Genomic DNA, 13,930 nt, shown 5'->3' on the forward strand with positions numbered 1-13,930 from the left:
CCTTAAGGTCAATCTGAAAGACGGGTATGCTCAGTCTGGGAAAGCAAGCTTCGGCAAGAACATCACGATCTGCGGATACTCCGTGATGATGAACACGGCGGCCAGCAGCAGGACGAAGAATGGGAAGGCCGCCCGTGCAACGGTGAACGTATCGCGGCCACTCATGTTCTGGAGCACGAACAGATTGAAGCCCACCGGTGGCGTGATTTGCGCCATCTCGACGTGGATGATGAGATAGACGCCGAACCAGACCAGATCGAGGCCCGCCTGCCTGACCATGGGCAGTACGATGACGGCGGTCAGGACGATCATCGAAATGCCGTCGATCAGGCATCCCAGGATGATGTACATGATGCTGAGATAGAGGGCGAGCATGCCGGGTGTGAGCTGCTGCCCCTGGACCCAGGTGGCGAGCGCCGCCGGAATACCCGTATAGGCCATCGCAGCCGTCGTATAGGCCGCGCCTGCCAGGATTAGCATGATCATGCAGGTCAGGCGCGTCGCGCTCATGATGCTCTCGAGGAAGTTCTTGCGCGTGAGCGTGCCGCTCCACCACGCCAGCAGCAGCGCGCCTGAGACACCCCACGCAGCGCATTCCGTCGCCGTCGCGAAGCCGAGCACGAGCGACAGGAAGACCGTCAGGATCAGCAGCAGGCAGGGCGCCAGCTTGGCCGACTCGCGGAGCTTCTGCCGGAACGGCATCGGCGGATCGCGCGGCGGAATTTTCTTTGGGTTGAGCAGCGACCAGATGATGATGTAGCCGGAATAGAGCACAATCACGAGCACGCCCGGCAGGAAGCCGCCGAGGAACACCTGGAGCACGGAGACATTCGCCGTGACGGCATAGACCACCATCGGGATTGAGGGCGGAATCAAGAGCCCGAGCGTGCCGGAGCCCGCGAGCGATCCGAGGCTCAGGCCCTTGTCGTAGCCACGCTTGTCGAGTTCCGGCAGTGCGATCTTGCCGATGGTCGCACAGGTCGCGGCCGACGAGCCCGACACCGCCGCGAAGATGCCGCAGCCGATCACATTCACATGCGTCAGCCGTCCCGGCAGCCACTGCACCCAGGGTGACAGGCCGCGGAACATCTCTTCCGATAATTTTGTCCGGAAAAGTATCTCTCCCATCCAGATGAACAGCGGCAGTGCAGCCAGCGTCCAGGACGCGCTCGCGCTCCAGGTCGTGGTGGCGAGCACCGTACCGAGCGGCAAACTCGTCGTTAGCGCCATCGCCACGAAGCCGACGAGCCCGAGCGAGACCGCGATCCAGACGCCGCTGCCGAGCAGCAGGATCATGACGCCGAGCAGGATGAACGACAGCTCGATCATGCCGAGATTGGCCATGCTCAACCTCCGCCGCCCTGCGAGATGCGCTCGATGAATTCGTCGGGCGTCTCGTCCGGCGAGCCCTTCTCGTAGCTCGGCCGGTTGCCGCCGACGACATTGACCATTTCATCGATCAGCGCGATCGACAGGATCGCAAGGCCGCCAGCAAAGCCGAGCTGCGGAATCCAGAGCGGAAGCGCGACGACGCCCTGCGCCACGTCGTTAAAGCGCCAGGAATCGTAGGTCATCCGCACGGCATGCCAGGTGAAATAGAGGATGAACGCCGCGGCAATGCCGAGCGCAACGATCTCAGCCACCTGCTTGGTCCGCCCGTGCAGACGCTCCAGCAGCAGGCCGACACGGATCATCTCTCCGCGCTTGAAGGTGTGCGCGAGTCCTAGGAAAGCCATCGCGGCCATGCACCAGGACGCGAAATCGTCGCCGGCGGGAATGTTGATCGCAAACTGACGCCCGACCGACATGACCATCATGATTGCAAAGATCGCAACCAGGAAGACGCCCGCGGCGTAGCCCGCGCCGAGATAAAGGAGGTCCAGAGCGCGTCGCACCAGTCCTCGAGCCGCTACATCGTCCGCTGCCAACGCAATCCCCATCTTCACATGAGGCGATTCAACCGACCCCGGCGATTGCACGTCAAGTGCTGGTCCTGCTTGAATATCGCCCTGTCCGACGCCTGTCTTTCAGACGTTAGATCAACATGATGAGGCGGCCACAAGCAAGGTGTATGCCGGCTGCCAGGAGAATTTCCACCGCGGGTTTAGTGCGTCTCCAGTCGCAGCCCGTCATAGGCCGGCACCACGCCCGCGGGCAGCGACTGCCTGATGACCTCGTAATCGACGTCGGCGGTCATGTTGGTGATGACCGCGCGCTTCGGCTTGAAACGTTCGATCCACGACAGCGCATCGTTGATGCTGAAATGGCTGACATGACTGGTGTAGCGCAGGCCGTCGACGATCCAGAGGTCCAGATTTTCCAATGCGCCCCAGCTCTCGCGCGGGATGTCGTTGAGGTCGGGTGTGTAGGCGGCATCCCCGATGCGGTAGCCGAGCGCGGGAATATTGCCGTGCTGCACCAGGAAGGCGGTCATCGTCACCGCGCCGCCCTTCCCCAAAATCGTCTGACTTTCGCCCGCCTCGATCGAATGCCGCGTCAGGATCGGCGGATAGTCGCTGCCCTCCGGCGAGATGAAGCAGTAGGAGAACCGCGACAGGATGTCCTTCGCGGTCGACTGGTTGAAGTAGGTCGGGATGCGCCGTCGCATGTGCATGACGACCGAACGCAGATCGTCCATGCCATGGGTCTGGTCGGCATGCTCGTGGGTCAAGAACACGGCATCGATGTGGTCGACGTTGGTGGAAAGCAATTGCTCGCGCAGGTCCGGCGAGGTGTCGATCAAGATGCGTGTGGTGCCGTGCTCGGACTTTCGTTCGACCAGCAGCGAGCAGCGGCGACGGCGGTTCTTGGGATTGTTGGGATCGCAGGCGCCCCAGCCGAGCGCCGGGCGCGGCACGCCGGCGGAGGAGCCGCAGCCCAGGATCGTCAGCGTCAGTGTCATGCGGCTCCCAGTCTCAAGCTTTCACCTTCGAGAACAGACGGAAGAAGTTTTCGGTGGTCTGGCGCGAGATTTCCTCGGTCGACACGCCGCGTGTCTCGGCGAGCACCTTTGCGACTTCGACCACATAGGCCGGTTCGTTGCGTTTGCCCCGGAATTTTCCGGGCGCAAGATAAGGCGAGTCCGTCTCGACCAGAATACGATCGCGCGGCAGTTCGGCCGCAAGCGCGCGCAGGGATTCCGACTTCTTGAAGGTCAGGATACCCGTGAAGCCGATATACAGCCCGAGCGAGACCGCCTTCAGCGCCAGCTCGCGCCCGCCGGTGTAACAATGCAGCACCGCGCGAAACGATCCGCGTGCGGCCTCATCCTCCAGGATGCTGGCACAGTCCTCGTCCGCCTCGCGGGTGTGGATCACCAGCGGCAGGCCGGTGGCGCGGGCGGCGGCAATGTGGGCGCGAAAGCCCCTCGCCTGCGCCTCCGGTGAGCCGTTGTCATAGAAATAATCGAGCCCGGCTTCACCGAGCGCGACGACCTTGGGATGCTGCGTCAGCGCGATCAGCTCGTCCGGCGCGATGCCGTCCTCCTCATCCGCATTGTGCGGGTGAGTGCCGACCGAGCAATAGACATCGTCGTAGCGCTCGGCAATGGCGACGAGATCGTTCAGCTTCCGCACCCGCGTCGAGATCGTGACCATGCGTTTGACGCCGGCTGCACGCGCACGCGACACGATCCCGTCGAGATCTTCCGCAAAGTCCGGAAAATCCAGGTGGCAATGACTGTCGACCAGCATCGCGCGACCGCCTCAGGCCGCCGGCTCGACGTAGCGCGGGAACGCCGGTTTCGGCGCCGGCAGCGTCGAGCCCGGCGCGATGCGCGAGGTGCCACCCAGGGTGGCGAAGCTGCGCTCGGCTTCCGGGATGCCGAGGCTGTCGAGCAGCAATCCCGAGGCGGTCGGCATCGCCGGCTGCGTCAGAATCGCGATCTGGCGCACGACTTCCGCGGTGACGTAAAGCACGGTCTTCTGCCTGGCGGGATCGGTCTTGGCGAGCGCCCACGGCGCCTCGCCCGCGAAATAGCGGTTGGCCTCCGCCACCACGGCCCACACGGCGTTGAGCCATTGGTGGATCTGCTGCGTGGCCATGGCTTCACGCGACGTGGCGATCATGCCGTCGGCCATCGCCAAGATTGCGTTGTCGTTGTCGCTGAACTCGCCGGGCTCCGGCAGCACGCCGCCGAGCTGCCTGGCGATCATCGACAGCGAGCGCTGCGCAAGGTTGCCGAGATCGTTGGCGAGATCGGCGTTAATGCGCGCGACGATGGCCTCGTGATTGTAGTTGCCGTCCTGGCCGAACGGCACCTCGCGCAGGAAGAAATAGCGCATCTGGTCGACGCCATACTGGTCGGCGAGGTTGAAGGGATCGACGACGTTGCCAACCGACTTCGACATCTTCTCGCCCCTGTTGAACAGGAAGCCGTGGGCATAGATCCGCTTCGGCAGCGGAATGCCCGCCGACATCAGGAACGCCGGCCAATACACCGCATGGAAACGGATGATGTCCTTGCCGATGATGTGCACGTCGGCGGGCCAGTAGCGCCAGTTCTCGTCGCTCTCGTCGGGGAAGCCGACGCCGGTGATGTAATTGGTCAGCGCATCGACCCAGACATACATCACGTGCTCTTCATCGCCGGGCACCTTGACGCCCCAGTCGAAGGTCGTGCGCGAGATCGAGAGATCGCGCAGGCCACCTCTGACGAAGCTTACCACCTCGTTCTTGCGGGAGTCGGGCCCGATGAAATCGGGATGATCCGCATAAAGCTTGAGCAGCTTGTCCTGGTACGCCGATAGGCGAAAGAAATAGCTCTTCTCCTCGACCCATTCGACCGGCGTGCCCTGCGGTCCGAGCCGCAACCCGTCATCGTTCAGGCGCGTCTCGTCCTCGGCGTAATACGCCTCGTCACGGACCGAGTACCACCCCGAATAGGTATCGGCATAGATGTCGCCGTTCGCTTCCATGCGCCGCCAAATCTCCTGGCTGGAGCGATGATGCTGCTCCTCGGTGGTGCGGATGAAGCGGTCGAACGACACGTTCAGGCGCTCATCCATCTCCTTGAAGCGGCCGGCATTGCGGGTCGCGAGCGCGGACACGGACATGTTTTCACCGGCCGCCGTCTGCACCATTTTTTGACCGTGCTCGTCGGTGCCGGTCAGGAAGAACACGTCCTTGCCATCGAGCCGCGCAAAGCGCGCCAGCACGTCGGTCGCGATCGCCTCATAGGCGTGGCCTATATGCGGGCTTCCGTTGGGATAGGCAATGGCGGTCGTGATGTAGAAGACGTTATCGCGCGCGGGGGTGGCAACGGGCGCGGCCGTTTGCGGCGCTGCGACGGGCTTTGGCGCACGCGGCGCCTTCAGCTTGGCGGCTCTTTGAGGAGCGGCGACAGGAGCTGGCGCGGCGATCACGGCAGGCGCAGTCACCCTCGCCTTCTTGACCACGTTCTTCGCCGGAGCCTTGGCCGGCGTTTGGGCGGCGGTTTTCTTCGAGGCCTTTTTGGCGACGACCTGCTTCTTCGCCGCCCGGCCGGCCTTCTTTGCCGTCTTCCCTGCGCTCTTCTTCACGCCTTTTTTGGCGACAACCTTCTTGGTCTTCTTGACCGTCTTGGCACCTTTGCGCGCACGCGCCTTCACAGCCTTCTTCGTGGCTTTCTTGACCGCTTTCTTCGCAGCCTTCTTCTTGCCCTTGGCGGTTTTTTTAGCTCGCGTTGCCACCACGAATTCCTTTACCGGCTTCTCGAAAATTGGAAACGAACCTGCGCCTAGCGCGTTGCGTCCGCCAGCCAGCCGAACACCGAGAAAACCAAGGGCTTGCGCTCCAGATTGTAGGTTTCGGTGTCGCGCGCGGCGCGGACGATCTTTTCCCATACCTCAGCTAGACGCGCAAGGCGCGGCAGATTCTGGTTCGTATTGGCTTCGTCCGCATGCAGGCGTTCGGCGATCCAGCGATCGATGCCGTCGATGAAGGCGGCAAGCGCGACGCGGTCGCCGGTCCCGAGCGAATCGCCGAGCGTGTGCAGTTCGCGCGGATCGACCTGCGGCAGACGCGCGAGCAGTGCCGCGGTGCGCTGCTGGAGCTTGAGCGCGTCACCGCCGAGCAGCGTCAGTGCCCGCGCCACGCTGCCCTCGGAAGCCTCCGCCGCCTCGTGCAGCGCCGGATCATTCGGATCGAGGTCGCCGGCCGAAGCCGCCGCACTGATCACGTCATCGGTGGCGAGCGGGCGCAGGCGCAGCTTGCGGCAACGCGACTGGATGGTGGCGAGCACGCGTGCCGGCGCGTGGCTCACCAACAGGAATAGCGATTGCTGCGGCGGTTCTTCGAGGATCTTCAAAAGCGCGTTGGCCGCGTTTGGATTGAGCTCGTCGACCGTGTCGACGATGCAGACGCGCCAGCCGTCGGCGGCAGCCGTCGAGCCGAAGAAGCCGATCGTCTCGCGCGTCTCGTCGACGGTGATCACGGTGCGCATCACGCCGCGATCATTCGCGGTGCGCTCCAGCGTCAACAGCCCGCCATGCGAACTCGCCGCAACCTGCCGCGCCACGGCATCGTCGGGATCGATCGCAAGGTCTTCGGCGCGCTGCACGGACGGCGCCAGCGGCTGGCCGTGGGCGAGCACGAAGCGCGCCATGCGGTAGGCCAGCGTTGCCTTGCCGATGCCTTGCGGTCCGCCGATCAGCCAGGCATGCGGGATGCGCCCGCTGCGATAGGCTGCGAGCAGCGCGGTCTCGGCCTCGCGATGCCCAAACAGCTTCGATGCCTCGCGCGGATGCGGAATGGCGGTTTCGCGCTCGGTCCGACGCGGGCTCATGCGGAAATCACCGCGGGCGTGGCAAGGAGACGTTCGCGCAGCGCCGTCCAGACGCGCCCGGCAACCGTGTCAGGATCGGAATTGGCGTCGATCAGCGCACAACGCGCGGGATCTTCCGCGGCGATCTTGCGATAGGCGTCGCGCAGGCCTTGGTGGAACTTGAGATCCTCGCCCTCGAACCTGTCGGGTGCGGCGCTGCCGCGGCGCGTGGCTGCCCGCTGCAAGCCGATCTCGACCGGCAGGTCGAGAATGATGGTGAGATCCGGCTTGAGATCGCCGATCGTGACCCGCTGCATCGCGTTGATCAGGCCATCCGGCACGCGGCCGAGGCTGCCCTGATAGGCCCGCGTCGAGTCGGCGAAGCGGTCGCACAGCACCCAGACGCCCTGGCTGAGCGCGGGCTGGATTACGGTGCGGACGTGGTCGTCGCGGGCAGCGGCGAACAGCAACGTCTCGGCTTCGGGGCCGAGCAGCTTGCCCATGCCTGACAGCACCAGATGTCGCATGATCTCGGCGCCAGGCGAGCCGCCCGGCTCGCGCGTGACGAGGATGCGCATCCTTGCCGCCGTGAGGCGGTCGGCGAGCTTCTTGATCTGGGTCGACTTGCCCGTCCCTTCGCCGCCCTCAAAGGTGATGAAGCGCCCGCGTCCCGACGGCCAGCGTACCGCGCTTTCACTCATGATCAGAGCTTCTCGGCGCCTGCGCGGAACATACCGATCACGAGCTCGCTGGCGCCGTCGATTGCGCGGCGCATGGTCGAGCCGGTGCCGATCGCTTCGGCGGCATAGACCGGCGTCTCAACCGCGATGGTGCCGCTGCGCCAGACCTTGACCACCCCGACCTGCTGGCCGGCCTCGACCGGCGCGCGCACCGGGCCGCGATAGACGATGCGGGCGATCAGCTTGTCGCTGCCGTTCTTGTGGACCATCACTTTCACGGGCGTCTTGGCCACGAGCTTGACCGAGCGGCTCTCGCCGCCGAACACCTTGGCGTAGCCGACGGGCTGTTCGGCTGCGATCAGGGTGCGGGTCTCGAAATTGCGAAAGCCCCATTCCAGCATCTTCTTGGCTTCCGTGGCACGGTCCTCGGGATCATCGAGCCCGTTGACGACAACGATCAGTCGCGTGCCGTTTTGCACGGCCGAGCCCACCATGCCGTAGCCGCCTTCCTTGGTGTAGCCGGTCTTGAGCCCGTCAGCGCCTTCCATCGAATTGAGTAGCGGATTGCGGTTGGGCTGGCGGATCTTGTTCCAGGTAAACTCCTTCTCGCCGAACAATTTGTAGAACTCGGGGAAATCAAGGATGATGTGGCGGGCAAGGATGCCGAGCTCGCGCACCGTCATCTTGTTGCCGGGATCGGGCAAGCCGTTGGAATTGGCGAAGGTCGATCTGGTGAGGCCGAGCTCGCGTGCGCGCTTGGTCATGAAGTCGGTCGCGAAAATCCGCTCGTTGCCCGCGATGGCTTCGGCGAGCGCGATGCAGGCATCGTTGCCGCTCTGGATGATCGCGCCATGCAGGAGATCACTGACCGAGACCTTACTGTTGATCGCGGCGAACATGGTCGAGCCCCCGGAGGGCGCGCCGCCCCGGCGCCAGGCGTTCTCGCTGATCCGATATTCGTCGGTCAGCTTGATGTCGCCCTTCTTGATGGCGTTGAAGACGACCTCTGCGGTCATCAGCTTCATCATGCTGGAGGGCGCGCGCAGCTCGTCGGCGTTCTTCTCGAACAGCACGCTGCCCGAGGAGGCCTCGATCAGGATCGCAGTCGGGGCGTCGCCGTCGAAGCCGGTGTCTTCCGCCTTCTTGGCGCCCTGCACGCTCTGGTTGGCGGCGTAGAGCGCCCCGCCCCATCCGATGCCCGCGACCAGAATCGCCGCGATCAGCCCGCGCGCCAGCGCACCGGCGGTGAACCGGGGGCGACGAAGCAAAGAAGGACGAAATGTCATGGCCAAGCCCTGAGAGCGGCGTTCTACCAGTTGGAACAGATGCGAACAACACGGAGGTGGACGCCTGTCCCTGAGATTGCACGATTCTCCTCGCGCCCCTATCGTGGCATCTTATATTTGCCGACCAAACCCCTGAAGCAAGGCGGAAACTTGAATGTCCTCAACCCGTATGATCAAGGCCAACGGGATCGAGCTCTTCATCCGCGAGCAGGGCCAGGGTCCGCTGGTGGTGCTGTGCCATGGCTGGCCGGAACTGTCCTATTCCTGGCGCCACCAGATCCCGGCACTCGCGGCCGCCGGGTTTCATGTGGTCGCTCCTGACATGCGTGGCTACGGCCAGAGCGCGGCGCCCCCTGATGCGGCCGCCTACTCCATCTTCGACACGGTCGGCGATGTCGTCGGCCTGGTGCAGGCGCTGGGCGAGAGCAAGGCAATGGTGGTCGGCCACGATTGGGGCGCTCCGGTCGCCTGGCACGCCGCGCTGTTCCGCCCCGACATCTTCACGGCGGTCGCGGGCCTGAGCGTGCCGCCGCCGTTCCGCGGCCGCGGCAAGCCGCTCGATCTGCTGCGCCAGGGCGGCATCACCAATTTCTATTGGCAATATTTCCAGACGCCGGGCGTCGCCGAGGCCGAGCTCGAGCGCGACGTCGCCCGCACCATGCGCATCGTGCTCGGCGGCCGCGGCCTCGCCGATCCCTCGGCGGCCATGTTCGTGCAGGAGGGCAAGGGCTTTCTCGGCCATGCGGGCGCCGAGGAGCCACTGCCCCGCTGGCTGAGCGAGGCTGACCTAGCCTATTTCACCGAAAGCTTTCGCAAATGCGGCTTCCGCGGCGGGCTGAACTGGTACCGCAACATCGACCGCAATTGGGAGCTGACGGCGCCCTGGCAGGATGCACAGATCCAGCAGCCGTCACTGTTCATCGCCGGCTCGAAGGACGCCGTCATCACCGGCCTGATCGGGGCGAAGCGCGTCAACGAGCTCGAGCGCGTGCTGCCCAATCTGAAACACAAGCTGATCCTCGAGGGCGCCGGCCATTGGGTGCAGCAGGAGCGGCCCGAGGAGGTGAACGCAGCGCTGGTGAAATTCCTGACGGCGAGCACAACTCAGTAGAGGCCGCGGCCACTCAGGATGCTGCGGGCCTCGGCCGCGCCATCCGAGGCGTAGGCGCCGGACAGCGCGCTCTCGGTCGCATAGCGGCCGTCGTCGTCATAGGACACGGCACGGGCGTTCTGGTGGCCCCGGCCCCGGCTGCGGCTCGAGGCCGACATTTCCGAGGTCGCGTTGAGCGAGGCCATATCGGCCGAGCTGTTGCCGAGATTGTAGGGCCGCCCCTCCGGCATCGGAACCTCGCCGCGAATGGCACCGCGGCTCGACGAGGGCAATTCCGGCACGAAAGGCTTGGCCGAAGCGACCCGGACCATTGAGGGGGTCGGCGCCGGAACGCCGGTACGCAAGGTGGCTATCAGCTGGCGATCGTCGGAGCCTTCCAGCGGCGCCCGGCCGACATATTCGACCCGGACCTTGGCGACGCCATTGCCTTTGAATTCAAGGAGTTCGGCGGCCTTGTTCGAGACGTCGATGAGCCGGTTGCCGTGATAGGGCCCGCGGTCGTTGACGCGGACGATCAGCGACTTGCCGTTGGAAATATTGGTCACCCGCGCATAGGACGGCATCGGCAGGGTCGGATGCGCCGCCGTGAGCGAGGTCATGTCGAACACTTCGCCGTTGGCGGTCAGGCGGCCGTGAAAATCATCGCCATACCAGGACGCCATGCCCTCGGCACGATAGTTGACGTCCTCCTCCGGCACGTAGGTCCGGCCGGCCACGATATAGGGCTTACCGACGCGGTAGGTGCCGCCGCCCTTCGGGACCGGGTCACCCCAGGCCACCACCCTTGGGCTTGAGGACACGCCATATTTCGGATCGACGCGGCTGGCGAACTTGGTCGAAGAGGCGCAATTGGCGAGCGCAAGGCAGGTCGCGACCGCCGCAACACCGCGCGCGGCCCGCAAAACCGAATCTGACCGTCGGATCCCCATTTGCCCCAAATACCATTCCGCCGGCGGCATGCCCAACCCGCATTGGCTACGGGAGCGCCGTCCGGTCCTTTGATCCGAGGCAGCCCACCACCGCATCGGAAGCAGTAACGATAACGCAACCCGAACACGGCGGAAATGGGGAGCCCACAGCGATCACGCCGGCATGGTAAACGGGACGTTCGCTTCCCCCGTGATCTACGGAACGCAGGGCCCTGCTCTGTGCCAAGGCTGGACATTCTGTTGCGCCAAATCCTCACTCCATCCCCATTGTCACGCCGCTCAGGGAAATTCTTTTGACTGTGCAAGGCCGCACGCGTTCTCTCGGATGCAGGGCGGGATTTGGAATTTAGCGATGATCGAGACGGTTTCGGCACTGATGGGTCTGGTAAGCGCGGCGATCTTCCTTGCCCATGCGTTTGAAGGTTACCGCACGAGGGCCTGAAGGCACTCGCGCGGGACGGCAAGCATTCACTTCTTTCAAGGCGGCACGTTCGGACAATTTTAATCGATCCGATCGAGCATCGAGGACGAGAGCGGCAGGTGTCCCATGCGCAACCATGACCTCGTATCCGATGGCTTCCTGGCATTGACCGCAGGCGGCCTGGTCCTGCTCTGCTCGAGCCTCGTGGCACTGGCCTTCGGTTAATCTCGGGCGCGATCTTCGCGCTTTCCCGACGACGACCACACTTCGCTGCAAACAGTGTTTGCCCGGGATTGTCCCGCTCCCGTTTAGTTGATTGAATTTCCGCATTCGGCGCCTCGACTTAATTTCAAGAGGCCATCACCAACCAGGGTGAGTCACATGCTTGCCGAGAAGTTTTTTCTTGTTCTTGAATCCCTGATCCGCGGCGATCGCACCTATCCGGACGGAAGCCCCAGGGTCATTAGCACCTCCCCGCACGTACCGGTGAAGCTGCCGAGCCGGAAATAGCCCGCTCGCTTTTCCCACTCACCCGCCGCTCAGCGCAGGCCGAGCAGCGAGCGCCGGTAGCGGCCGTCCCGAGCCTCGTTCAGGCAGACGAAGCTGCCGTCAAAGCCCTGGCGATATCGCTTCTGGCCCCTGGTGTAGTAGACGCCCTTCCTGAAATCGAGCCAGACCACCTGATCCTGCGGACAATGGCGCTGCGCCTGCGCCTCATAGCGGAACGGGGTTAGTGGCGTTGCCGACACGTCCGCGCCGCCGGAGCCGGCCATGATCGCGGCTGCGAGCGCGATCCCACCCGCCCATGTCCCGCTGCGAAACACTCCCCGCCTCCCGATCTTGATTCCGTGCTGGCCGAGCGCGCGACGGCCGCCCGGCACGGTAGCACGAAACGGCGCGATCCCTGGCAAACGACCGGCTTGCGCCGCGTCTTCCGCCGGCCATCTTGCCGGGTTACATGGCAGCAAGATCATCTCCATGCGAGGATGCTGCCTGAATGTCGGTTGAGCCTGGATTCCAGTCCGAACGCCGCACCGAACCCCGACCGCCATTGCCGCGTCTGGGCCTGCTGCCGATGATCATCTTCGGCTCGCGCTGGCTGCAGCTGCCGCTGTATCTCGGATTGATCGTGGCGCAGTGCGTCTACATCGCGCTGTTCCTCAAGGAGCTCTGGCATCTGTCCTGGCACTCGCTCGACCTCACCGAGCAACAGATCATGATGAGCGTGCTGGCCCTGATCGACGTCGTGATGATCTCCAATCTCTTGGTGATGGTGATCGTCGGCGGCTACGAGACCTTTGTCTCGCGGCTCGATCTCCAGGGTCATCCCGACGAGCCGGAATGGCTCGGCCATGTCAATGCCAGCGTTCTCAAGATCAAGCTCGCCATGGCCATCATCGGCATCTCCTCGATCGCGCTGCTGCGCACCTTCATCGAGGCCGGCAATCTCGGCTCGAACCGCGCCGGCTTTACCGAGACTGGCGTGATGTGGCAGGTGCTGATCCACCTCACCTTCGTCTTCTCGGCGATCGGCATCGCCTATGTCGACAGGCTCAGCGATGCCGGGGCGCGCAAGCACGCCGAATGAGGCATAATGGCCAGCCTCTCATGTGCCAGCTTGCTGCTGCATGACCTGGCGCAGGTATTCCAGAAGCTTCTGCGCGACCTGCTCGCGCGCCACGCCCTTGGCGGCGAGATCGGCGGACACCTTGCTCACGATGTCGTCGATGGTCTGCCTCTCCAGATTGTCCGTGACCAGCGCCGTTGCGTAGCTTGCCGCGTCGTCGTTGCTGAGGCCGAGCTGGCTTGCGGCCCAAAGCCCGAGCAGCCTGTTGGACCGGGCCGTCGCCTTGAACATCAGCTCCTCGTCGTGGACGAACTTTGCTTCAAAGCCCTGCTCGCGCTTGTCGAACGTGGTCATGGTCAGCTCCATTCTCGTTTCGCTGATGTGACATACTGGCTGGGAGCGAACGTCTCCGTGGTTCACTTCACCCTAAGCTTCCTCCCGGAAGGCAAACGCCGTCAAGCCCGCCGATGGGCGTGGGACCGGGCGCGCGCAAGCTGGTCTTGAGCAAGGGGAACGCCAACCGGCGTGAGACGCCGGCGGCATCGGTTTGAAAGATCGGTATGGGAGATTGTTGGCGCCGACCGCGTTTGGTCAGCCCTTCGCCGCGGCCGCCTCCCGCGCGAGGCGTTCGGCCTTCAGCCGTTCCTTGTTGGCGTAAAACGCCTTCTGCGCCGCCTCATGATCGCGCATGGCCTTTTCGGCCTCGAGCCGGCGCGCTGCATCACGTGCCTGGCGCTGCTCGGGAGTCAGAGGCTTGCGTCGGAAGGAAAGGTCTTCAGTCATGGCAACACAACGTGGCGGCGAGGAAAAAGTTCCGCATGCTTGAGCTGAAGCATAGACGCTGACCAACGAAGTTTGCGAAAACAACCCCATGCACAGTAGCTAAGTCTTGTTGGCACAACGCCTTTTGCATTCGCGCAAAAGCCGGTTGACCCGTCGGGCAAAACAGTGGCATTCTGCCATCTTCGGAAAATCGGCAAGAAGGCTGATCGGGATCCCTTCCCGAACGCTAATGATCCGGAAAAAATGCGCAGCGGTTTTCCGAAAAGATCATGTCAAGACAACAACCTAAAGCGCGATGACGATTCGTCCTAACACTACTTTGGCAGAATTGGTTTGTGCTGCAGTTTTTCACGGATACGTCTTCTGCAGTAGGGGCATCGCTGCGATCGCTGCCGTAGGATGAGATCGACG

The 13,930-nt window shown here is 63.8% G+C and carries 14 protein-coding genes; 2 read left to right on the plus strand and 12 right to left on the minus strand.

Features of this window, described 5'->3' with window-relative positions; all coding sequences use genetic code 11:
* Window positions 1–30: 30 nt before the first annotated feature.
* From IVA78_RS07675 to IVA78_RS07710, 8 genes are all read right to left on the minus strand, one after another.
* Window positions 31–1,344, minus strand: a complete 1,314-nt coding sequence (locus tag IVA78_RS07675; RefSeq protein WP_247281101.1) for a TRAP transporter large permease subunit — start codon at window positions 1,342–1,344, stop codon at window positions 31–33.
* A gap of 2 nt (window positions 1,345–1,346) precedes the next feature.
* Entirely contained in the window at window positions 1,347–1,940 is a 594-nt protein-coding gene (locus IVA78_RS07680; RefSeq protein ID WP_247281131.1) for a TRAP transporter small permease, read from the minus strand.
* A gap of 164 nt (window positions 1,941–2,104) precedes the next feature.
* A complete protein-coding gene (locus IVA78_RS07685) occupies window positions 2,105–2,902 on the minus strand; it encodes an MBL fold metallo-hydrolase (RefSeq protein ID WP_247281102.1) in 798 nt (265 codons plus the stop codon).
* 13 nt (window positions 2,903–2,915) lie between these two features.
* Window positions 2,916–3,692 (minus strand): TatD family hydrolase, encoded by a 777-nt coding sequence (locus IVA78_RS07690; protein ID WP_247281103.1) that lies wholly within the window; start codon window positions 3,690–3,692, stop codon window positions 2,916–2,918.
* A gap of 12 nt (window positions 3,693–3,704) precedes the next feature.
* The gene (gene metG / locus IVA78_RS07695; RefSeq protein WP_247281104.1) at window positions 3,705–5,669 is read right to left on the minus strand and encodes a methionine--tRNA ligase; all 1,965 of its coding nucleotides are present in this window, start codon (window positions 5,667–5,669) and stop codon (window positions 3,705–3,707) included.
* Window positions 5,670–5,716: 47 nt separating this feature from the next.
* Window positions 5,717–6,763: a DNA polymerase III subunit delta' gene (locus tag IVA78_RS07700; protein WP_247464950.1), complete on the minus strand. Its 1,047-nt coding sequence runs from the start codon at window positions 6,761–6,763 to the stop codon at window positions 5,717–5,719.
* Window positions 6,760–7,443, minus strand: coding sequence for a dTMP kinase (tmk, locus tag IVA78_RS07705; RefSeq protein WP_247281106.1), 684 nt, complete (start codon window positions 7,441–7,443; stop codon window positions 6,760–6,762). The genes IVA78_RS07700 and tmk overlap by 4 nt, the downstream gene beginning before the upstream one ends.
* Before the next feature lie 2 nt (window positions 7,444–7,445).
* Window positions 7,446–8,708, minus strand: coding sequence for a D-alanyl-D-alanine carboxypeptidase family protein (locus IVA78_RS07710; protein WP_247281107.1), 1,263 nt, complete (start codon window positions 8,706–8,708; stop codon window positions 7,446–7,448).
* 154 nt (window positions 8,709–8,862) lie between these two features.
* On the opposite strand from IVA78_RS07710, the gene IVA78_RS07715 reads away from it, so the two are divergent.
* Complete coding sequence (locus IVA78_RS07715; protein WP_247281108.1) at window positions 8,863–9,819, plus strand: alpha/beta hydrolase; 957 nt, start codon at window positions 8,863–8,865, stop codon at window positions 9,817–9,819.
* Here IVA78_RS07715 and IVA78_RS07720 read toward each other — a convergent pair.
* A complete protein-coding gene (locus tag IVA78_RS07720) occupies window positions 9,813–10,748 on the minus strand; it encodes a septal ring lytic transglycosylase RlpA family protein (RefSeq protein WP_247281109.1) in 936 nt (311 codons plus the stop codon). The two genes, IVA78_RS07715 and IVA78_RS07720, sit on opposite strands and share 7 nt — an antisense overlap.
* Before the next feature lie 960 nt (window positions 10,749–11,708).
* A complete protein-coding gene (locus IVA78_RS07725) occupies window positions 11,709–11,942 on the minus strand; it encodes a hypothetical protein (RefSeq protein ID WP_247281132.1) in 234 nt (77 codons plus the stop codon).
* Window positions 11,943–12,166: 224 nt separating this feature from the next.
* On the opposite strand from IVA78_RS07725, the gene IVA78_RS07730 reads away from it, so the two are divergent.
* Window positions 12,167–12,757: a TIGR00645 family protein gene (locus IVA78_RS07730; RefSeq protein ID WP_247281110.1), complete on the plus strand. Its 591-nt coding sequence runs from the start codon at window positions 12,167–12,169 to the stop codon at window positions 12,755–12,757.
* An 18-nt stretch (window positions 12,758–12,775) separates the two neighbouring features.
* Here IVA78_RS07730 and IVA78_RS07735 read toward each other — a convergent pair whose 3' ends face one another.
* Window positions 12,776–13,090, minus strand: coding sequence for a DUF1476 domain-containing protein (locus IVA78_RS07735; protein ID WP_247464956.1), 315 nt, complete (start codon window positions 13,088–13,090; stop codon window positions 12,776–12,778).
* A 237-nt stretch (window positions 13,091–13,327) separates the two neighbouring features.
* Window positions 13,328–13,519: a hypothetical protein gene (locus IVA78_RS07740; protein ID WP_247281133.1), complete on the minus strand. Its 192-nt coding sequence runs from the start codon at window positions 13,517–13,519 to the stop codon at window positions 13,328–13,330.
* Between the last annotated feature and the right edge of the window lie 411 nt (window positions 13,520–13,930).

The sequence above is a fragment of the Bradyrhizobium sp. 137 genome (assembly GCF_023074095.1).
Classification (GTDB): Bacteria; Pseudomonadota; Alphaproteobacteria; order Rhizobiales; family Xanthobacteraceae; genus Bradyrhizobium.